This is a genomic window from Hasllibacter halocynthiae (genome assembly GCF_003003095.1).
Classification (GTDB): domain Bacteria; phylum Pseudomonadota; class Alphaproteobacteria; order Rhodobacterales; family Rhodobacteraceae; genus Hasllibacter; species Hasllibacter halocynthiae.
Genome location: NZ_PVTT01000001.1, coordinates 662,996 through 682,267 on the forward strand (window position 1 = coordinate 662,996; position 19,272 = coordinate 682,267).

General features: G+C 71.1%; 18 protein-coding genes. 11 read left to right on the forward strand and 7 right to left on the reverse strand.

The features are described 5' to 3' along the window. Nucleotides 1-124: 124 nt before the first annotated feature. The 7 genes from BCF33_RS03390 to BCF33_RS03420 all read left to right on the forward strand — a co-directional run bounded on the left by BCF33_RS03390 (nucleotide 125) and on the right by BCF33_RS03420 (nucleotide 9,197). Complete coding sequence (locus tag BCF33_RS03390; RefSeq protein WP_106159502.1) at nucleotides 125-3,709, forward strand: vitamin B12-dependent ribonucleotide reductase; 3,585 nt, start codon at nucleotides 125-127, stop codon at nucleotides 3,707-3,709. A gap of 403 nt (nucleotides 3,710-4,112) precedes the next feature. Further along, on the forward strand, nucleotides 4,113-5,489 hold the full coding sequence (locus BCF33_RS03395; protein ID WP_106159503.1) for an SLC5/6 family protein: 1,377 nt from the start codon (nucleotides 4,113-4,115) through the stop codon (nucleotides 5,487-5,489). A 61-nt stretch (nucleotides 5,490-5,550) separates the two neighbouring features. Continuing rightward, on the forward strand, nucleotides 5,551-6,645 hold the full coding sequence (locus BCF33_RS03400) for an ABC transporter ATP-binding protein (RefSeq protein ID WP_245883702.1): 1,095 nt from the start codon (nucleotides 5,551-5,553) through the stop codon (nucleotides 6,643-6,645). A 169-nt stretch (nucleotides 6,646-6,814) separates the two neighbouring features. Beyond that, nucleotides 6,815-7,048, forward strand: coding sequence for a twin-arginine translocase TatA/TatE family subunit (locus BCF33_RS03405; RefSeq protein WP_106159504.1), 234 nt, complete (start codon nucleotides 6,815-6,817; stop codon nucleotides 7,046-7,048). A 27-nt stretch (nucleotides 7,049-7,075) separates the two neighbouring features. Then, nucleotides 7,076-7,537, forward strand: a complete 462-nt coding sequence (tatB, locus tag BCF33_RS03410) for a Sec-independent protein translocase protein TatB (RefSeq protein WP_106159505.1) — start codon at nucleotides 7,076-7,078, stop codon at nucleotides 7,535-7,537. Beyond that, a complete protein-coding gene (tatC, locus tag BCF33_RS03415; protein ID WP_106159506.1) occupies nucleotides 7,534-8,367 on the forward strand; it encodes a twin-arginine translocase subunit TatC in 834 nt (277 codons plus the stop codon). The genes tatB and tatC overlap by 4 nt, the downstream gene beginning before the upstream one ends. After that, nucleotides 8,364-9,197, forward strand: coding sequence for an ATP-binding protein (locus BCF33_RS03420; protein ID WP_106159507.1), 834 nt, complete (start codon nucleotides 8,364-8,366; stop codon nucleotides 9,195-9,197). Before tatC ends, BCF33_RS03420 begins: the two co-directional genes overlap by 4 nt. Here BCF33_RS03420 and BCF33_RS03425 read toward each other — a convergent pair. The 7 genes from BCF33_RS03425 to miaA form a co-directional block, all read right to left on the reverse strand. Beyond that, the gene (locus BCF33_RS03425) at nucleotides 9,185-10,366 is read right to left on the reverse strand and encodes a M23 family metallopeptidase (RefSeq protein WP_106159508.1); all 1,182 of its coding nucleotides are present in this window, start codon (nucleotides 10,364-10,366) and stop codon (nucleotides 9,185-9,187) included. The genes BCF33_RS03420 and BCF33_RS03425 overlap by 13 nt on opposite strands. Before the next feature lie 89 nt (nucleotides 10,367-10,455). Beyond that, entirely contained in the window at nucleotides 10,456-11,109 is a 654-nt protein-coding gene (locus BCF33_RS03430) for a protein-L-isoaspartate(D-aspartate) O-methyltransferase (protein WP_106159509.1), read from the reverse strand. Beyond that, entirely contained in the window at nucleotides 11,109-11,894 is a 786-nt protein-coding gene (surE, locus tag BCF33_RS03435) for a 5'/3'-nucleotidase SurE (RefSeq protein ID WP_106160184.1), read from the reverse strand. Before surE ends, BCF33_RS03430 begins: the two co-directional genes overlap by 1 nt. A gap of 118 nt (nucleotides 11,895-12,012) precedes the next feature. Then, a complete protein-coding gene (locus BCF33_RS03440; protein WP_146132779.1) occupies nucleotides 12,013-12,447 on the reverse strand; it encodes a hypothetical protein in 435 nt (144 codons plus the stop codon). 76 nt (nucleotides 12,448-12,523) lie between these two features. Beyond that, entirely contained in the window at nucleotides 12,524-14,194 is a 1,671-nt protein-coding gene (locus BCF33_RS03445; RefSeq protein ID WP_245883703.1) for an ABC transporter substrate-binding protein, read from the reverse strand. 149 nt (nucleotides 14,195-14,343) lie between these two features. Then, complete coding sequence (locus tag BCF33_RS03450) at nucleotides 14,344-15,093, reverse strand: helix-turn-helix domain-containing protein (RefSeq protein WP_106159511.1); 750 nt, start codon at nucleotides 15,091-15,093, stop codon at nucleotides 14,344-14,346. Nucleotides 15,094-15,183: 90 nt separating this feature from the next. After that, the gene (miaA, locus tag BCF33_RS03455; RefSeq protein ID WP_342747418.1) at nucleotides 15,184-16,008 is read right to left on the reverse strand and encodes a tRNA (adenosine(37)-N6)-dimethylallyltransferase MiaA; all 825 of its coding nucleotides are present in this window, start codon (nucleotides 16,006-16,008) and stop codon (nucleotides 15,184-15,186) included. A gap of 157 nt (nucleotides 16,009-16,165) precedes the next feature. Here miaA and pyrH point away from each other — a divergent pair, with 157 nt between their 5' ends. From pyrH to BCF33_RS03475, 4 genes are all read left to right on the forward strand, one after another. Then, a complete protein-coding gene (gene pyrH, locus BCF33_RS03460; protein WP_106159513.1) occupies nucleotides 16,166-16,903 on the forward strand; it encodes a UMP kinase in 738 nt (245 codons plus the stop codon). Between the two features lie 154 nt (nucleotides 16,904-17,057). Then, a complete protein-coding gene (gene frr, locus BCF33_RS03465; RefSeq protein ID WP_106159514.1) occupies nucleotides 17,058-17,624 on the forward strand; it encodes a ribosome recycling factor in 567 nt (188 codons plus the stop codon). A 43-nt stretch (nucleotides 17,625-17,667) separates the two neighbouring features. Beyond that, nucleotides 17,668-18,402, forward strand: a complete 735-nt coding sequence (uppS, locus tag BCF33_RS03470; protein WP_106159515.1) for a polyprenyl diphosphate synthase — start codon at nucleotides 17,668-17,670, stop codon at nucleotides 18,400-18,402. Continuing rightward, nucleotides 18,399-19,271, forward strand: a complete 873-nt coding sequence (locus BCF33_RS03475; RefSeq protein WP_106159516.1) for a phosphatidate cytidylyltransferase — start codon at nucleotides 18,399-18,401, stop codon at nucleotides 19,269-19,271. The genes uppS and BCF33_RS03475 overlap by 4 nt, the downstream gene beginning before the upstream one ends. Nucleotide 19,272 lies beyond the last annotated feature (1 nt).

Genomic DNA, 19,272 nt, shown 5'->3' on the forward strand with positions numbered 1-19,272 from the left:
CGTAGTGTCCGGTTCTGGGTTGGCACACTACATCTAGCCTATCTGTGGATGGAGCTGGGGATATGTTGGGGGCGATCGCCCCGGCAAGCTCCACGCGCAGCGGGCATAACGGGGAGCACCGCATATGAAGATCGAACGTCGCTACACCGACGAGGGCCGGGACGCCTACGCGGCGATGGAGTTCGGCACCACCGTGTCCGAGATCCGCAATCCCGACGGCACGGTCGTCTTCCGCAACGACGCGGTCGAGGTGCCGGAGTCCTGGTCGCAGGTGGCCAGCGACGTGATCGCCCAGAAGTATTTCCGCAAGGCCGGCGTCCCGGCGCGGCTCAAGCGCGTGAAGGAGAAGGGCGTGCCCGAGTTCCTATGGCGCTCGGTCCCCGACGAGGCGGCGCTGGCCGAGCTGCCCGAGGAGGAGCGGTACGGCGGCGAGAGCTCGTCGAAGCAGGTCTTCGACCGGCTGGCGGGCGCCTGGACCTATTGGGGTTGGAAGGGCGGCTACTTCACCGCCGAGGCCGACGCCCGCGCCTATTTCGATGAGATGCGCGCCATGCTGGCCCTTCAGGCCGCGGCCCCGAACAGCCCGCAGTGGTTCAACACCGGGCTGCACTGGGCCTACGGGATCGACGGGCCCGCGCAGGGGCATTTCTACGTCGACTGGAAGTCGGGCAAGCTCACCCGCTCGACCTCGAGCTACGAGCATCCGCAGCCGCATGCCTGCTTCATCCAGTCCGTCCAGGACGACCTGGTGAACGAGGGCGGGATCATGGACCTCTGGGTCCGCGAGGCGCGCCTGTTCAAGTACGGCTCGGGCACGGGGACCAACTTCAGCAGCCTGCGTGCCGAGGGCGAGGCGCTGTCGGGCGGCGGCAAGTCGTCGGGCCTGATGGGGTTCCTGAAGATCGGCGACCGGGCGGCGGGCGCGATCAAGTCGGGCGGCACCACGCGCCGCGCGGCGAAGATGGTGATCGTGGACGCCGACCACCCCGACATCGAGGAGTTCGTCGGCTGGAAGGTCATCGAGGAGCAGAAGGTCGCGGCCCTCGTCGCCGGCTCGAAGATGCACGAGAAGCAGCTGAACCACATCTTCGCCGCCGTGGCCGAGGGCGGGACCGACCCGGCCGAGAACCCCGCGCTGAAGAAGGCGATCCGGGCGGCCAAGTCCTGCAGCATCCCCGAGACCTACATCTCCCGCGTGCTGCAATACGCCAAGCAGGGCTACACCGGCATCGAGTTCCCGACCTACGACGTCGATTGGGATTCGGAGGCCTACAACAGCGTCTCGGGGCAGAATTCGAACAACTCGATCCGGGTCACGGACGCCTTTCTGAAGGCCGTCGAGGAGGATGCCGACTGGGCGCTGATCTCGCGCACGGACGGCAAGCCCTGCAAGACGCTGAAGGCCCGCGACCTGTGGGAGCAGGTGGGCCACGCCGCATGGGCCTGCGCCGATCCGGGCATCCAGTTCCACGACACGGTGAACGCCTGGCACACCTGCCCCGAGGACGGCGAGATCCGCGGATCGAACCCCTGCTCGGAGTACATGTTCCTCGACGACACGGCCTGCAACCTCGCGTCGATGAACCTCCTCACCTTCTGGGACGGGGAGCGGTTCGACGCGGACCGCTACATGCACGCCGCGCGCCTCTGGACCGTGACGCTGGAGATCAGCGTGATGATGGCGCAGTTCCCGTCGAAGGAGATCGCGCAGCGATCCTACGACTTCCGCACGCTGGGACTGGGCTACGCCAACATCGGTGGGCTCTTGATGAACATGGGCCACGGCTATGACAGCCGCGAGGGGCGGGCGATCTGCGGCGCGCTCACGGCGATCATGACCGGCGTGTCCTACGCCACCTCGGCCGAGATGGCGGGCGAGCTGGGTGCCTTCCCGGGTTACGAGAAGAACGCCGGCCACATGCTGCGCGTGATCCGCAACCACCGCCGAGCGGCGCATGGCGAGGCGGAGGGCTACGAGGGGCTTGCCGTGCCGCCCGTCGCCCTCGACCGTGCCGGCGCGCCGGAGGAGATGGTGGCGCTGGCCAAGGAGGCCTGGGACGAGGCGCTGGCCCTTGGCGAGGAGCACGGCTACCGCAACGCGCAGGCCACGGTGATCGCGCCCACGGGGACGATCGGCCTCGTGATGGACTGCGACACCACGGGGATCGAGCCCGACTTCGCCCTAGTGAAGTTCAAGAAGCTGGCAGGGGGCGGCTACTTCAAGATCATCAACCAGTCCGTGCCGGGCGCGCTGCGGAACCTCGGCTATTCGGAGGCCGAGATCGGAGAGATCGTCGCCTACGCGGTGGGCCATGGCAGCCTCGGCAACGCGCCGGGGATCAACCACACCGCGCTGCTGGGCCACGGCTTCGGCGAGGAGGAGCTGAAGAAGGTCGAGGGCGCGCTGGGTTCGGCCTTCGACATCCGCTTCGTCTTCAACCAGTGGACCTTGGGCGAGGCGTTCTGCACCCAGGTGCTGGGCATCCCGGCCGAGAAGCTGAGCGATCCGGGCTTCGACATGCTGCGGCACCTGGGCTTCTCGAAGGCGGACATCGAGGCGGCGGGCGACCACGCCCTCGGGACGATGACGCTGGAGGGCGCGCCCCACCTGAAGGACGAGCACCTGAAGGTCTTCGACTGCGCCAACCCTTGCGGCAGGAAGGGCAGGCGCTTCCTCTCCGTGGACAGCCACATCCACATGATGGCCGCGGCGCAGTCGTTCATCTCGGGCGCGATCTCGAAGACGATCAACATGCCGAACTCGGCCACGATCGACGACTGCAAGGCCGCCTACGAGCTGAGCTGGTCGCTGGGGGTGAAGGCCAACGCGCTCTACCGCGACGGATCGAAGCTCTCGCAGCCCCTGGCGGCGGCGCTGGTCGAGGACGACGAGGAAGCCGCCGAGACGCTGGAGACCGGGACCGCCGACGAGAAGGCGAAGGTCCTGGCCGAGAAGATCGTCGAGAAGGTGATCGTGAAGGAGGTCGCGCGCGGCCGGATGAAGATGCCCGAGCGCCGGAAGGGCTACACCCAGAAGGCCATCGTCGGGGGGCACAAGGTCTACCTTCGCACGGGCGAGTATCGCGACGGCCATCTGGGCGAGATCTTCATCGACATGCACAAGGAGGGCGCCGCCTTCCGCGCGATGATGAACAACTTCGCGATCGCGGTGTCCGTCGGCCTGCAGTACGGCGTCCCCCTGGAGGAGTTCGTGGATGCCTTCACCTTCACGAAGTTCGAGCCCTCGGGCCTCGTTCAGGGCAACGAGGCGATCAAGAACGCGACCTCGATCCTCGACTACATCTTCCGCGAGCTCGCGATCTCCTATCTCGACCGGACGGACCTGGCGCATGTGAAGCCCGAGGGCTCGGCGATCGACGACATCGGCGGGGGCGAGGCCGAAGGGAAGGCGCCCGCGCCGGAGGGGCCGCTGGCCGTCCTGCGCGAGATCTCCTCCACCGGCTACCTGCGCAAGCGGATGCCCCGCCAGCTTCTGGGCGGCGCCGGGACGGCGGCCATCGCGGCGGTCCAGCAGGAGACGACGACCACCGCCGTCGCCCTCGAGACCGCCCCGATGGACGCCCGCGCCAAGGCCCGGATGCAGGGCTACGAGGGCGAGGCCTGCGGCGAGTGCGGCAACTTCACCCTTGTGCGGAACGGCACCTGCATGAAGTGCAACACCTGCGGGGGGACCAGCGGGTGTAGCTAGCGGGGCAGCGGGACGAAGTTCCGCTTCGATCGCGAGAGTAGCGGGCGGCCTTCGGGTCGCCCGCTTCGCGTTCGCATGAATCTTTTTCGAACCGGGCGCGTTTGGCTCCCGTCATCCGTTCGGGGAGGGGTCATGCTCGGGCTTTCGATCACCCATAGGCTGCGGGTGCCGGTCGTCGCCGTCCGGCCGGTCCCGGCGGCCCTGCCGCTTCCGCTTCCGGCTGCCGCTTTCTGCCCCGAATGCGGGCACCGCGCCGCGCTGCCGGACGGCAGCCGGCGCACCTGCCGCCTTTGCGGGTGGAGCGGCTAGTTCACGTCTTCGGCAGCGCAGCGATTCCCGGTTGCCGGCGCCTCGCGCGCCCGTAACGTCCGGCCCATATCCGTAAGACGAGCGAGACCCCCGCATGACCGACACCTCAGCCCTCGTCGCCGTCCTGGTGGGGGCGACGGTCCTCCTGTCGCTTCTCGCCGCGCCGCGGCGGGCCGACGCGGACGGGTTCTTCGCCGGGCGCGAGGGCGGGGTCGCCCCGGGGCTGTGGACGCTGACGCTGAGCCAGGTGACGACCTGGATCTTCGCGCGCAGCCTGATGAACGCGGCGATCCTGGGTTACTACTACGGGATCATGGGCACGCTGGCCTATGCGGCCTATTACGGCTCGTTCCTAACGGGCGGGCTGATCGTGGCCCGGCTGCGGGCGGAGGGCGCGACCTCGGTGCAGGACTGGCTGTCCGGCCGGTTCGGCGGCGCGGGGACGGGGGCCTACAACATCGTGATCGCGCTGCGCCTCCTGTCGGAGGTGTTCGCCAACCTTCTCGTCGTCGGGCTGATCGCCGCCGCGCTGCTTCCGCAGGCGGAGGCGGCTACGGTGGCCGTCGTGGCGACTGGCCTCTTCGCGTTCGCCTATGCCGCCTGGGGCGGGCTGTCGGCGGCGCTGCGGACGGACGTGGTGCAGATGGCGCTCTTCGGGGCGGTCCTCGTCGCGGCGACCGTCATGCTGCTGCTGTCGGACGGGTTCTCGCTGGAGGCGGCGCTGACGGCGGAAGGCACCGCCGGGCCGCGGCAGGGATGGGTCCTGCTGGCGGTGGCGGCGCTGCAGGTCTTCTCCTACCCCGCGCACGATCCGGTGATGATGGACCGGGGCTTCCTGGCGGATCGGCGGACGACGAGCCGGTCCTTCGTCCTCGCCTTCGTCATCTCGACCGCGTGCATCGTCACCTTCGGCCTCTTCGGGATCCAGGCGGGGATCGTGGGCGGGGACGCCGACCTGCTGGTCGCGTGGCGCGAGATGTTCCCCCCTTGGGCCTATGCCGCGCTTCTGGCGTCGCTCCTGATCTCGGCCCTCTCGACGCTGGACAGCGCGCTGGCCTCGGCCGCGCGCCTGACCGTCGAGGAGCTGCGCCTCGCGCCCCGCACCCTCGCGGGAGGGCGGGCCGCGATGGCCGTCTTTGCCGTGGCGGGCGGGGCGCTGACGCTGTGGGGGAACCAGTCGCTCTTCGACGCGGTGGCGGTCTCGGGCACGGCGTCGATGTTCCTCGCCCCCGTGCTGGGCGTGGGGCTGCTGATGGGGCGGACGCTGCCGCTATGGTCTTACCTCGTCGCATGGGCGGCGGCGATGGCGGGGGCGTTCGTCTACTTCGCGCGGGGGTGGGAGGCGTTCGCCTTCCTGCCGGACGTGCACAAGTACGACCTCCTCCTCGGGATCAGCGCGGGCGTGCTGGTGGTGGGCTTCGCGGCGGCGCTGGCCGGCGCGCGGGGCAGGAGCGCGGTCCCGGCGGAGTGACCTTGCGAGGGGCCGGGCGGGCGGCTACCTGCCCGTCGGACCCCGAGCGAAAGGATCGGAATTGGCCGAGGCCGCCCCCGAAAGCGCCCGCCTGACCGCGCGCGGCCTCGTCCGCCGCCTGGGCGGGCGGGCCGTGGTGGACGGCATCGACCTGTCCCTGCGCGCGGGGCAGGTGACATGCCTTCTGGGCCCGTCGGGATGCGGCAAGTCGACGACGCTGCGCCTTCTGGCCGGGGTGGACGCGCCCGACGCGGGCACGATCCGCATCGACGGGGCGGTGGTCGCGAACGGCGCCGCCGCGGTCCCGCCGGAGCGGCGGGGCGTCGGCCTGATGTTCCAGGACTTCGCCCTCTTCCCCCACCTGACCGTCGAGCGGAACGTCGCCTTCGGCCTATCGGGGCCGGACGCGCGCGAGCGGGCGCGCGCCATGCTGGCCCGCGTGGGGCTGGAGCGGCACGCGGACGCCTACCCCTCGACCCTCTCGGGGGGCGAGCAGCAGCGCGTCGCCCTCGTCCGCGCCATGGCCCCGAAGCCCTCCGTCATGCTGATGGACGAGCCCTTCTCGGGCCTCGACAACCGCCTGCGCGACGGCATCCGGGACGAGACGCTGGACATCCTGAAGGCGGAAGGGACCGCCGTCCTCCTCGTCACGCACGAGCCGGAGGAGGCGATGCGCATGGCCGACGAGATCGTGCTGATGCGCGACGGACGGATCGTGCAGCAGGGCACGCCCTACTCGATCTGGCATCAGCCGGCGGACCGCGAGGCGGCGGCGTTCTTCTCGGACCTGAACGTGATCCGCGGGCGGTCGAACGGGGCGCTGACCGACACGCCCTTCGGCGCCTTCCTGACCCCAGGCCATCCCCCCGGGGCGGAAGTCGACATCGTGTTCCGCCCGGTCCACGTCTCGATCGACTTCGACCGGGCGGGGCAGGGGCCGAACCCCACGCCGCAGCTCGGCACGCCCGTCCGGGGGATCGTGCGGCGGGCGCGGTTCATGGGGTCCGAATCCCTCGTCGAGTTCGAGACCGAGGCCGCGGGCATGCTCCAGGCGGTCGTGCCGGCGGTGTTCCTTCCCCGGCCGGGGATGGCGCTGTGGCTGTCCGTTCCGCGCGGCCGCTGCCACGTCTTCGGGGCGGGGCGCGTCGCGGCCTGACCGGCTGCCCCTCGGGGCCGCGCCGGGCCGGCGGGATCGGCGGTGACCCGCCGCGCGCCATCTGCGGCCTGCCCCTTTCACCCAAAGCCCAACGCGCCTAAGTTGCCCGCTGCAACGAGGGACAGGGTCGGCCCCGAGACAAGGGCTGCGCCGCATGGGAGGTTATCCAATGCTGAACAACATCGGCCTTCCTGGCCTTCTGCTCATCGCCGTCGTCGTGCTGGTCCTCTTCGGACGCGGCAAGATCTCCTCGCTGATGGGCGAGGTGGGCAAGGGCATCACCGCGTTCAAGCGCGGCGTCGACGACGGAAAGAGGGAGCTGGACGACGAGCGCGTGGCCGAAGCCCGCGACGTCACCCCCGAGCCCGCGCCCGCCACCGCCGCCGAGAAGCGCGACGTATAGGCCCGTGCCGCGGGTGGAGGGCGCCTGATGTTCGATCTCGGCGCGATGGAGCTTCTGGTGATCGGCGTGGTCGCCCTGATCGTCGTCGGCCCCGAGGACCTGCCGCGCATGTTCCGCGCGGCCGGGCGCTTCACCGGCAAGATGAAGGGCATGGCGCGCGAGTTCACGAAGGCCATGAGCGACGCCGCCGATGAGACCGGCATGCGGGAGACCGCACGGGACCTGAAGTCGATGACGAGCGCGCGCAAGCTGGGCCTCGACGGGATCAGCGAGGCCGCGAAGTCCATCGTGGAGGAGGCGCCGCCCCACGGTCCCGAGACCGAGGCGATGACCGAGCGGCGCAGGCGCCAGGTCGAGGCGATCCGCGAGCGCAGCGCCGAGGCCGCGCAGGCCCGCCTGGATCGCGAGGCCGAGATGGCCGCCGAGAACGCCCCCGAGCCGGAGGTGGTGGCGGACGTGGTTGCCGAGCCGAAGGCGTCGGGCCAGTGACCGCGCGGCCCGAGGACGACATCGAGGACAGCGCCGCCCCGCTGATCGAGCATCTGCGCGAGCTGCGCCAGCGGCTGATCTGGTGCGTCGTCGCCTTCGTCGCCTGCATGGCCCTCTGCTTCACGGTCGCGACGCCGATCTTCAACTTCCTGACCGCCCCTCTCTGCGAGGCCCTGGCCCAGCGCGGGCAGGATTGCGACCTGATCTTCATCAAGCCGCAGGAAGGCTTCTTCGTCGCGGTGCAGGTCTCGCTCCTCGGGGGGTTCATCCTGTCGTTCCCGATCCTTGCGACGCAGATGTGGCGCTTCGTGGCGCCGGGCCTCTACCGGTCCGAGAAGGGCGCGTTCCTGCCCTTCCTGATCGCCTCGCCCTTCATGTTCTTCCTCGGCGCGGCGTTCGCTTTCTACGTCGTCACGCCGCTTGCCTACGACTTCTTCCTGGGATTCCAGCAGTTCGGCGTCGCCGGCGAGCCCGAGCTGGACGAGTTCGGCGCCCCCCTGTCGGTGGTCTTCCAGGGCTCGGCGCAGGAGTATCTGAACCTGACGATCAAGTTCATCGTCGCGTTCGGCCTGTGCTTCCAGCTGCCGGTCCTGCTGACGCTGATGGGCAAGGCGGGCCTCGTCTCCGCCGTGGGGCTGCGGGGCATGCGGAAATACGCGGTGGTCGGCATTCTGCTGGTCGCGGCGCTGGTCACGCCGCCGGACGTCATCACGCAGGTGATCCTCTTCACGGTGGTCTACGGCCTTTACGAGATCTCGATCCAGCTCGTCCGCCGCATCGAGGCGAAGCGCGAGGCTGAGCTGGGCAAGGACGGGCTGACCGAGGAGTGACGGACCCGCTGGAGCGCATCGCAGCCGCGCTGGAACGCGTGGCGCCCCCGCCCGCCCGGCCGCCGGATTGGGCGTTGGCGTCGGCCTTCCTCTGGCATGCCGAGCCGGACGCGCTGATCCCGGTGCCGGACGTCGCGCGGGTGCCGCTGGGCCTTCTGCTGGGCATCGACGCGCAGAAGGAGACGCTCCTGGCGAACACCCGGCACTTCGCGGGCGGCCTGCCAGCCAACAACGCGCTGCTCTGGGGTGCGAGGGGGACGGGGAAATCCAGCTTGGTGAAGGCGGTGCACGGCGATCTGGAGGCGACCGGCCTAAAGCTCGTGGAGCTGCAGCGCGAGGACCTTCCCAGCGTGGGGCGCCTTCTGGACCTTCTGCGGGGCGCCCCCCACCGGTTCGTGCTGTTCTGCGACGACCTTTCATTCAGCCATGACGACCAGCACTACAAGGCCCTGAAGGCGGTTCTGGACGGCGGGATCGAGGGACGTCCCGAGAACGTCGTCCTCTATGCCACCTCGAACCGCCGGCACCTGATGCCCCGTGACATGATCGAGAACGAGCGGTCCACCGCGATCCACGGCTCGGAGGCGGTGGAGGAGAAGGTATCGCTCTCTGACCGGTTCGGCCTGTGGATCGGCTTCCACCCGTGCGACCAGCCGACCTTCCTTGCGATGATCCGCGGCTACGCGGACGCGTTCGGGATCGCCATCGACGACGACACCCTTCGCGCCGAGGCCATCGAATGGCAAGCGACGCGCGGCGGCCGTTCCGGGCGGGTGGCGTGGCAGTACGTGACCGACCTGGCGGGCCGAACGGGCGCTCAGTTGAGGTAGTCGACCGGGTCGCGCGCCTCGAAGCCTTCGCGCACCTCGAAATGGAGGAAGTCGCCGTCCGCCTTCACGGCGGCGATGCGCTGGCCCGCGCTGACGCTTTCGCCACGCGACACGGCCAGGTCGCCGATGTTGGCATAGACCGTGAGAAGGTTCCCGCCATGGCGCAGCACGAGGATGGGGGCGCCGGACGTGTCCTCGGTGATCGCCGCCACGGTGCCTGCCGCGGCGGCCGTGACCGGCGTTCCGGCGGCGGCCCCGAAGTCGACGCCGTCGTTCGTTCCCGGTGCGAAGGGCCGGATGACGGATCCCGCAATCGGCGCCCGCAGCCGTCCGCCGGCCGAAGCCTCCGTCCGTTCCTGCGCCAGGTCGGGCTCCTCGACCTCGGCGCGGGGGGGGATGGTGCTCCGCTCGCCCGGGTCGGGGGCGGCGGCGGGAGCCGGGGGCGCCGCGGGCAGCGGCGCGGAGGCCGATGGCGGCTCCGGCGTGAGCGAGCCCGCACCCGGAGCCGTGGTCCGGTCCGCCCTGGCGGGGCGGAGGGTGTCGTTCTCGCGACGGACGGGGATGAGGAGGAACCGCCCCTCCTGCACGGCAAGGTCGGGGCCCAGGCCGTTCCACTCGGCCAGCGCGCCGACCGAGATGCCGTAGAGGCGCGCGATGGTGTAGGCGGTCTCGCCCCGCTCGACCCGGTGGCGGATCGGCTCCCTTCCCGAGACGGCGGGTTGCTGCGGGGCGGCGATTGCGGGGCGCCCGGCCTCGGCGCGGTCGATGGCGGCCCCCGCGAGGGTCGTGACCTCGATCGAGGTCGCCGGCGTGATGGGTCCGGTGGTCGCGGCGCCGGTGGCGGGCGACGGCTCGGCCACCCGCGAGGGCAGGGCGAGGATCTCGCCCCGACGCAGGGGCACGTCCGCGGGAAGGGCGTTGAACCGCGCCAGCTCGGCCGCGTCGATTCCAAGGCGCCGGGCGACGGCCGCGGGCGTATCGCCGGCCCGGGCCTCGGCGACCTGGTACCCCGGATAGGAGATGATGCCCCTGCCGTCGGCCTGGGGCCTCGGCTCGGTCGCGGCGCGCGTCACGCCAGCCGTCGGGCCGGTGTTGCGGAAGTCGAAGTCGACCTGATCGCAGGCCGCGATGGCCAGGATCGTCGTCGCGGCGAGGATGGGGCGGATCATCGGTTGTCCCTCGTGCCGAGGCTCTCTGCTCTGGTGCAGGGTTCGCGCGGATGCCGGGGCCGGGCAACCCGCGGCCCGCGCGGCCCGGATCAATCGTGACCCAAACCCTCCAACAGGGGAACGAAGCGGACGGGGCGCAGCTCCTCGTAGTCGAAGCCGGCAGAGGTCCGTCGAACCTTGACGAGGGTCTGGACGGCGTCGTCCCGGCCCACGGGCACGATCATCACGCCGCCCTCGCGCAGCTGCGCGAGCAGGGGCGAGGGGGGGTCCTCCGCGGCGGCGGTGACGAGGATGCGGTCGAAGGGTGCCTGCATGGGCAACCCGCGGGTCCCGTCGCCCACCATCGCGACCACGTTGGCCAGTTTCAGCGCCCCGAACGCCCCCTGCGCCTCGCGGACGAGGGTGGGGAAGCGGTCGACCGTGTAGACCCGGCGGGCGAGGCGCGAGAGGATCGCCGCTTGATAGCCCGAGCCCGTGCCCACCTCGAGCACCGTATGGCCGGGCGCGATCTCCAGCGCCTCGGACATGAGGGCGACGACGGAGGGCTGGCTGATCGTCTGGCCGCAGGGGATCGGCAGCGGCGTGTCCTCGTAGGCGCGCGCGGCGAAGTGCCCCTTCAGGAAGAGGCGGCGATCGATCCCCTCGAGGGCATTCAGCACGCGGGAGTCGCGGACGCCCGCCGCCCGCGCCGCGATCACGATACGGGCGCGCTCCTCCACGCGGGCCGCGGCTGCCGGGTCCATCACGCCAGGGCCGCCGACAAGGCGCCGAGGCGGTCGTGCGCCGTCAGGTCGCAGCGCATGGGCGTGATCGAGACATAGCCGTCGAGGTTCGCCGCGACGTCGGACCCGTCCTCGCTGCGCCGGTCCTGACGCTCGCCCCGGACCCACACGAAGCGGCGGCCCGTCGGGGCCTGCTGCGCGGTGGCGCCGAACGGCACGATGCCGCGGTGGCCCTGCGCCGCGGCCCGCAGGCCCGCCACCTCGGCGGCGGGGCAGGGCGGGAAGTTGACGTTGTAGAAGATGCCGTAGTGCACGAGATCGCCCCAGTCGTCGTGGTCCAGGATGGCGCGCACCGCCCGTTCGCCCCAGGCGGCGGCGGCCTCGAACGGATCGGCGAGATCCTGCGTCCGCGGCCCGAGGAACTGCGAGAGCGCGATCGAGCGGATGCCCTGCATCTCGCCCTCGATGCAAGCGCCGACCGTGCCGGAGTACATGGCGTTCTGCGCTGCGTTGTTGCCCCGGTTCACGCCGGAGAGGACGAGGTCCGGCGCCGCGGGCATGATCTCGTGCACCGCCGCCAGGACGCAATCCGCCGGCGATCCCTCCGCCGCCCATCGGCGGGGCCCGAACTCGGAGATGAGGGTGGGGTGGGTGTATGAGATGCAGTGCCCGACGCCCGACTGCTCGAAGGCCGGCGCGACCGTCCATACTTCGCCACCATCGCCCGCGAGGGCCCCGGCGATCGCTTCGGCGATCTTCAGGCCCGGGGCGTTGATGCCGTCGTCGTTCGTCACGAGAATGCGCATGGCGCATCCGATAGGCGGCGGCATCGCGTGGGTCCACCTCGGCCGCGGCGGGGCAGGGCGCTGCCGGTGCGTTGTTGCCCTGGCGCCTCCGCCGGGGGCGGGGCGGCCGAACGGGACGTCAGCGCCAGTCGCATGGCGGGTCGGACGCGCGGGCGAGGGCGCGGGCCCGCGCGAACCGTTCGAGGCCGCCGAACACGTCTATGCAGGCGGCGAGCTCGGCCGCGACGGCGCGCACCTCTCCGCGGAAGCTCGCACCCGCCTCGACGTCGCGGCGCATGTCGTCGAGCCGGATGTCCGCAAGGACGGAGGTGCCGACCTCGTAGGTGATCTGGTTCAGCGAGCAGCCGATGGAGAGCGTGGCCTCGTAGCCCAGCGCGTCCCGCCAGAGCTTCGCGTCGAGGGCGGGGCCTGCCGCGTCCAGCTCGCCCTCCTCGACGAACCGCTCCTGCAGGAGCTGGAGCGCAAGGGCGCGCGCGCCGCATTCGACGAAAGGCGTGACGTCCTGCGCCGCGGCCGGCACCGCTGCCGCGAGGAGGAGCGCGCCCATCCTCAAGCGTGCGCACCTCGCTGGCCCACGGTGTCCGCCGCCCGCCGCCCGGCAGGCCGGATCGGCCGGGGCCCGGGGCGCGTCATCCCTCGAAGCCCAGCCGATAAAGGTGGATTTCCGAGGCGGGATGCATCTCGGCGTTCGCCACGTCGCCGCGCTGATGACGATAGAGCGACCGCCAGAACGGCTGAACGATCACGCCCTCGTCCCGCATGATCCCCTGGAGGCGGCCCATGACCCGGCTTCGGGATTCGGCGTCCGCGACGGACTTCGCCTGCCGCAGCAGGGCGTCGAACTCCTCGTTGGCGAACCCGGTCTCGTTCCAGGCGACGCCTGAGCGGTAGGCCAGCTCGAGCACCTGCACGCCGAGCGGGCGGTGGTTCCAATCCGTCGAGGAGAAGGGAAATCGGGCCCAGCCGTTCCAGAACTCCGTCCCTGGCAGGACGGTCCGGCGCACGGGGATGCCTGCGTCGCGCAGCTGCGCAGCCACGGCGTCCGTCGTGTACCTGCGCCAGCCCTCGTCGATCGAGTGCAGCTCGTGCTCGTAGTCGGCCATCCCGGCCTCCTCCAGCAGTGCGATCGCGCGGCCGGGGTCGTGCTCGGCCGGGCCGATGTCGGCCCATTCGGGATGGATCGGGCAGACGTGGTCGTTCTCGGCCCGCGCGCCACGGCCCGCATAGCCCAGCTCGAGGAGGACATCGTTGTCGGTCGCGAGCTGCAGGGCGCGGCGGACGCGGACGTCCGCATAGGGGCGCCTGCCGTCCACCTCGGCCCGCTGGTTCGGCCGGATGCAGATGGTCGAGGCGGTCACGGCCTCGGACCGGGTCCAGCCGATGCTGTCCATGACCTCGATGAAGTCGCCGACCGTCTCGGAGAGCATGTCGACCTCGCCCGCGCCGGCGGCGGAGACCCAGTCGGCGGGGTCGGCCCCGAAGTCGAGGAAGGTGACGGAATCGAGGTGCGCGCCCCCTATCCCCGGCGCGGCCGCACCCCACCATTCGTGATCCTCGGCCCGCACGAGGCGTCCCATGGCGCCGACCTCGTACCCGTCCGGGCGGTAGGGGCCGGTGCCGATCGCGTCCAGGGGATCGCCGCCCCCGTAACTGGGATGGACGATCGCCGCGGGATAGTCCGACATGCCGGCGATCAGGGATATGTCGGGCTCCGGCAGGCGCAGGGTGACGGTCCGCCCGTCCACCTCCATCCCGCCGTCGATCATCTGGCGGGTCCCGGGATCGACGAGCGAGCCCATCCGGGTCGCCATCGAGTTGCCCGGGACGGTCGCGTCGCACCACCGGCGGATGTTGTGCGCCACGTCGCCGGCCGTGAACGGGTCGCCGTTCTGCCATCTGACGCCGGCGCGGACGACGAGCGTGTAGACCGTCGCCTCCGCATCGATCGCGTAGCTCTCGAGCAGGAAGGGACGGATCGAGCCGTCGCGCCGATACTCGACCAGGTATTCGAGATAGCCGCGCGTGAAGTTCGCCATCTGCGGCAGGTCGAACGTGCGGGGGTCCTTGAGCGCGCGAACCTCCTGCTGGATTCGCAGCTCGCCGCCTCGGCGGATGCGGCCGGCCGCGCGCGCCGGACGCGGCGCGCCGATCATGGCGTAGGCCCCCGCCGTCGTCATCCCGAGAGCGGTGGCGCGGGTCAGGAACTCGCGCCGGTCGATCCGGCCGGCGAGGTGCTCGCGCGCGTGCATCGTCGCGGCGTGGTGGACCGGGCCGCCCGTGAGGGTCGGGTGTCGGGGCATCAGATACCTCCCTGCCGCGGCGGGTACCCGGAGGCCCCGGCCGAGCCGTGGCCGCCGATGCGGCCACGCCCACCAATGCAGGACGCGGCGGCCCGGTCGTCAACCCGGTCGTGGACGCGGAATCCCCCGGCCGCCGGGGGCCGGCGATCTCAGCCGGCGGCCGCCAGCCGGGCCGCCGTGCGGAACGCGGACGGCGTCGTGCCGCAGCGTAGCTGGAAGTCGCGCGTGAAGTAGGAGGGCGACGCATAGCCGAGCGAGGCGCCGACCTCGCCCACTGGGCGGCCCGTCTCCACGAGGAGGCGGCGTGCCTCCAGGATCGTGCGGTTGGTGCAGAGGCGGACGGCCGTGCTGCCGGTGGCCGCTTTGCATACCCGCGAGAGATGGGTCGCCGTGATCCCCAGCCGGTCGGCATGGTCCTGCACCCGAAGGCCGGCGTGGAAGCCAAGCTCGAGCTGATGGGCGAAGGCGCGCACGATCCGCTGCGACGCGGTCGGCCGGCCGAGGCCGTGGCCGCGCGCGAGGATCACGCGGAGCGCCACGACCGGATCGGTCAGGAGGACGTCCGCCTCGGCGGGGGAGGGCTGCCCCATGACTGGAAGGACGGGCAGGCCGGCACTGCGCCGCACCTCGAGGATCCGGCCGCGCATCCGGCCGGGCGTGAGCGCGAAGGGCAGGCCCGCGGGCACCCAGAGCACGCCCCAGGGCGCGACCTCCACCGGCAGCCCCTCGACGAGCGCGCGCACGCCGTTCCGGAACGCCCGCAGGGCGAGGCCGTGCGGCCGGGCGTGGAGCGTGGTGTCCGCCCAGTCGTCGCCGGTCCAAAGCCTTCGCCATCGCGTCGCCGCACGGCGGTCCGATCCCGTGTCGAGGGGAACGTCGATCCGAACTTGGGTGTTCATGTCCTGCTCGCATTCTCGTTTTTGTGGCAGGCTCGGGCTACAATACGGCGGGAATGGGGCAGGCGGATCGGCCGCCCGCCGATGTTGCGTTCACGACAACGGCAGCGGCGTCCATCCGCCCATCCGCGCGCGGGCCCATGTCCGCTGCCTCTTTGCGTAGCGGCGCGTCGCGGCCACCGCCCGGTCGCGGGCCTCGGCAAGGGTCATCTCGCCGCGCAGATGGGCCGAGAGCTCCGGCGCGGCGATGGCGGCGGCGGCCGGACGGGACGGATCGCGGAGGAGGTTCGCCCCGACCTCCTCCAGCGCGCCTTCGGAGATCATGGCGTCGAAGCGCGCCTCGATCCGGGCGTTCAGAAGCTGCGGCGGCGCGTCGATGCGGAAGGCCGCGGCACGGGCCGGCGGCAGGAGCGGGGGCGGGGTCTCGTCCTGCCAGTCCGCCAGCGGCCTGCCCGTCGCGCGCAGCACCTCCCAGGCGCGGCGGGTGCGCGCGGGGTTGCGGGTGTCGATGCGGGCCTTCGTGCGCTCGTCGAGCTGCGCGAGCAACGCCTCCGCCGGCGCCGCGCGTGCCTCCGCGCGGATCCCCTCGGGGATGGCGGGGATCTCGGCGAGACCCTCCGTCAGCGCCGCGAAGGCGAGGCCGGTGCCGCCGACGATCACCGGCGCCGGGCGTGCCTGGAGGAAGGGGGCCACCCCGCGCAGCCAGTGGCCGACGGACCAGTCCTCGTCCCAGCCGAGATGGCCGTAGAGATGATGCGGCACGGCGGCTTCCTCCGCCGGGGAGGGGCGGGCGGTGAGGATGCGCCAGTCCGCCCACGCCTGAAGCGCGTCCGCGTTCACGACGTCCCGTCCCTGCGCCGCGGCGATCGCGATGGCCAGCGCAGTCTTCCCCGACGCCGTCGGTCCAGCGAGAAGCACGGGAACCTCCGCTGACGGATAGTCTTTCGGATGCAGCATCTTCCGCCGTTTAATTCATGCCGCGCGCCGGTCGTAGGCGGCGGCGGTGGACTTCGCGACGTGCCTGCGCCATCACGCGCCCGCCGCCAAGTCCCCGCCATAGCCTTCGGAGGATGCCATGCCCGACACCGCCAGGATAACGGGGTCGGCCTATCGCCGTGTCCTGCTGAAGATCAGCGGAGAGGCCCTGATGGGCGACCAGGGCTACGGGCTGCATCCGCCCACCGTCGAGCGCATCGCGCGCGAGGTCCGAACGGTCGCGCAGATGGGCGTCGAGGTCTGCATGGTGATCGGCGGCGGGAACATCTTCCGCGGTCTCCAGGGCTCGGCCCAGGGAATGGAGCGGACGACCGCGGACTACATGGGGATGCTGGCGACGGTGATGAACGCCCTCGCCATGCAGGCCGCGCTGGAGAAGCTCGGCCAGTTCTGCCGGGTCCAGTCGGCCATACCCATGGACCAGGTGTGCGAGCCCTACATCCGCCGCCGCGCCGTGCGGCACCTGGAGAAGGGCAGGGTGGTGATCTTCGCGGCCGGGACGGGCAACCCCTATTTCACGACCGACACCGCGGCGACGCTGCGCGCCTCCGAGATGGGGTGCGGGGCGATCTTCATGGGCAAGAACGGAACGGACGGCGTCTACGACAGGGACCCCGCGCTTCACGACGACGCGGTGCGCTACGACCGCGTGAGCTACGACGAGGTGCTTCGCAAGAATCTGCGCGTGATGGACGCGAGCGCCATCGCCTTGGCACGGGACAACAAGCTGCCCATCGTGGTCTTCTCGCTCGACGCGCCGGGGGGTTTCCGCTCGATCCTCGCGGGGGAGGGGACGGCGACGGTGGTCGGGGGATAGGGACGGGCGGAACCGGTCATGGGGCGACGACGCCCGGCCGCTTCGTCCGCGATGCGCCGCCTGCGGCACGACCCTTCGCGCCGCGGTTGTGGGCGCAAGGGCGTCCGGGTTATGCGGTCTGCGACGGATGCCACGACTGCGGGACGGAAACCGAATGGCCGACGAAGACATCGACATCGACACCTCGGACCTTCAGCGCCGGATGGACGGGGCCATCGCGTCCATGCGGCAGGAGTTCCAATCGCTTCGCACGGGCCGGGCCTCGGGGTCCATGCTCGACCCGATCATGGTCGACGCCTACGGCCAGCCCACGCCGCTGAACCAGGTCGGCACGGTCAACGTTCCCGAGCCCCGGATGATCACCGTGTCCGTCTGGGACAAGAACAACGTGAACGCCGTCGAGAAGGCGATCCGTCAGTCCGGCCTCGGGATCAACCCGGTCATGGACGGCACAACCATCCGCCTGCCCATCCCCGAGCTCAACGAGGAGCGGCGGCGCGACCTGACGAAGGTCGCCAGCCAGTACGCCGAGAGCGCGCGCGTCGCCATCCGGAACGTCCGGCAGGACGGGATGCAGAAGATCAAGAGGGCCAGGGCCGCCGGCATGTCCGAAGACGACGCGAAGCTTTGGGAGGGCGAGGTTCAGGACATGACGAACGCCCACATCAAGCAGGTCGACGAGGCGCTTGAGACCAAGCAGGGCGAGATCATGCAGGTGTGACCTGCGGCCGACCCAACCTATTCCCGAGAGGCGCTCCATCGACATGACCGAACCAAGCCGGGCCGCCAGCCCCGCCCCGCCGCGCCACGTCGCCGTCATCATGGACGGCAACGGCCGTTGGGCGCAGCTTCGCGGTCGGCCGCGCATCCTGGGGCACCACGCCGGGGCCCGCCGCGTGCGCGAAGTCGTGCGCGCCGCGGATGGGATCGGCGTCAAATACCTGACGATATTCGCCTTCTCGACCGAGAACTGGAAGCGTACCCAGTCCGAGGTGGCCGGGCTGATGAGCCTCTTCCGCCGCTACATCCAGCGCGAAGCGCGGAACCTGAGGGACGAGGACGTCCGCGTCCGCTTCATCGGCGACCGGGTCCGCCTCGACGAACGGCTCGTGCGGATGATGGACGAGCTGGAGTTGCTGACCGCGGATTGCAGGGGCGTGAACCTGACCATCGCCATCAACTACGGCGGGCGGGACGAGGTCACGCGCGCGACCCGCCGGATGGCCCACGACGTCCGGGCCGGCAAGCTCGACCCGCGCAGCGTCGACGACGAGACGTTCACCGGCTACCTCGACACCTGGTTCCTGCCCGACCCCGACCTCGTGATCCGGACATCGGGCGAGGCGCGGATCAGCAACTTCCTCCTCTGGCAATCGGCCTATGCCGAGTACGAGTTCGTCGAGACGCTCTGGCCGGACTTCACCGCCGCGGACTTCGAGCGCATCGCCCTGTCCTACGCATCGCGTGAGCGGCGATTCGGCAGGGTTCCCGCGGCATGAGCGGCCCGCGCGAGGCGGACTGGTCGGATCTCTCGGTCCGGTTCGGGGTCGCGACCGTCCTCGCCGTAATCGGCATCTTCGCGATGTGGCTGGGCGGCTGGTTCTTCTACGTGATGATCGCCGTGATCTGCGGGACGGTCACGTGGGAGCTGGCGCGGATGCTGCAGCATTCCGACAGGATGCGGCCCATGGACAGCATCCCGACCGATCGCGCGCCGCGCCCGCCGAAGGGTTCGGACGCGGTCTGGCTCGGCCTCGGGTCGGGGGCGGCGCTCCTCCTGGCGTTCGCGCTGCCCTACGGGCTTGCGCTGCCGCTGCTGCTGGCGCCGGCGATGGCCTCGCTCGAGGTGATGCGGGGCGCGCGGGCGATCTTCGTGCCCTACTGCGTGCTGATCCTCCTAGCCGGCTGGGGGCTGGGCGACCTGCGCGCCGAGGCCGGGTTCGGCTGGATGCTGTGGCTCGCGCTCGTCGTGATCGCGACGGACGTCTTCGGCTACTTCGCCGGCCGGCAGTTCGGCGGCCCGAAGTTCTGGCCCCGGATGAGCCCGAAGAAGACCTGGTCCGGCACCATCGCCGGCTGGGTCGCCGCAGCCGCCGTCGGCCTGGCCTGGTGGCTCGGCACGGATGCGGGGATCGAGGTCGTCGGAATCTCCGTCGCACTCTCCATGGCGTCGCAGATGGGCGACATCGCCGAGAGCGCAGTAAAGCGGAAGATGGGCGTCAAGGACTCCTCCGACCTGCTGCCAGGGCATGGCGGCCTCTTCGACCGGTTCGACGGCATGCTCGGCGCGGCGATCCTCCTCCTCGTCTTCCGCGGCGCGGCCGAGTTCCCGCCCGCGATCGCCGACGCGGCGGTCGTCGTCCTCTAGG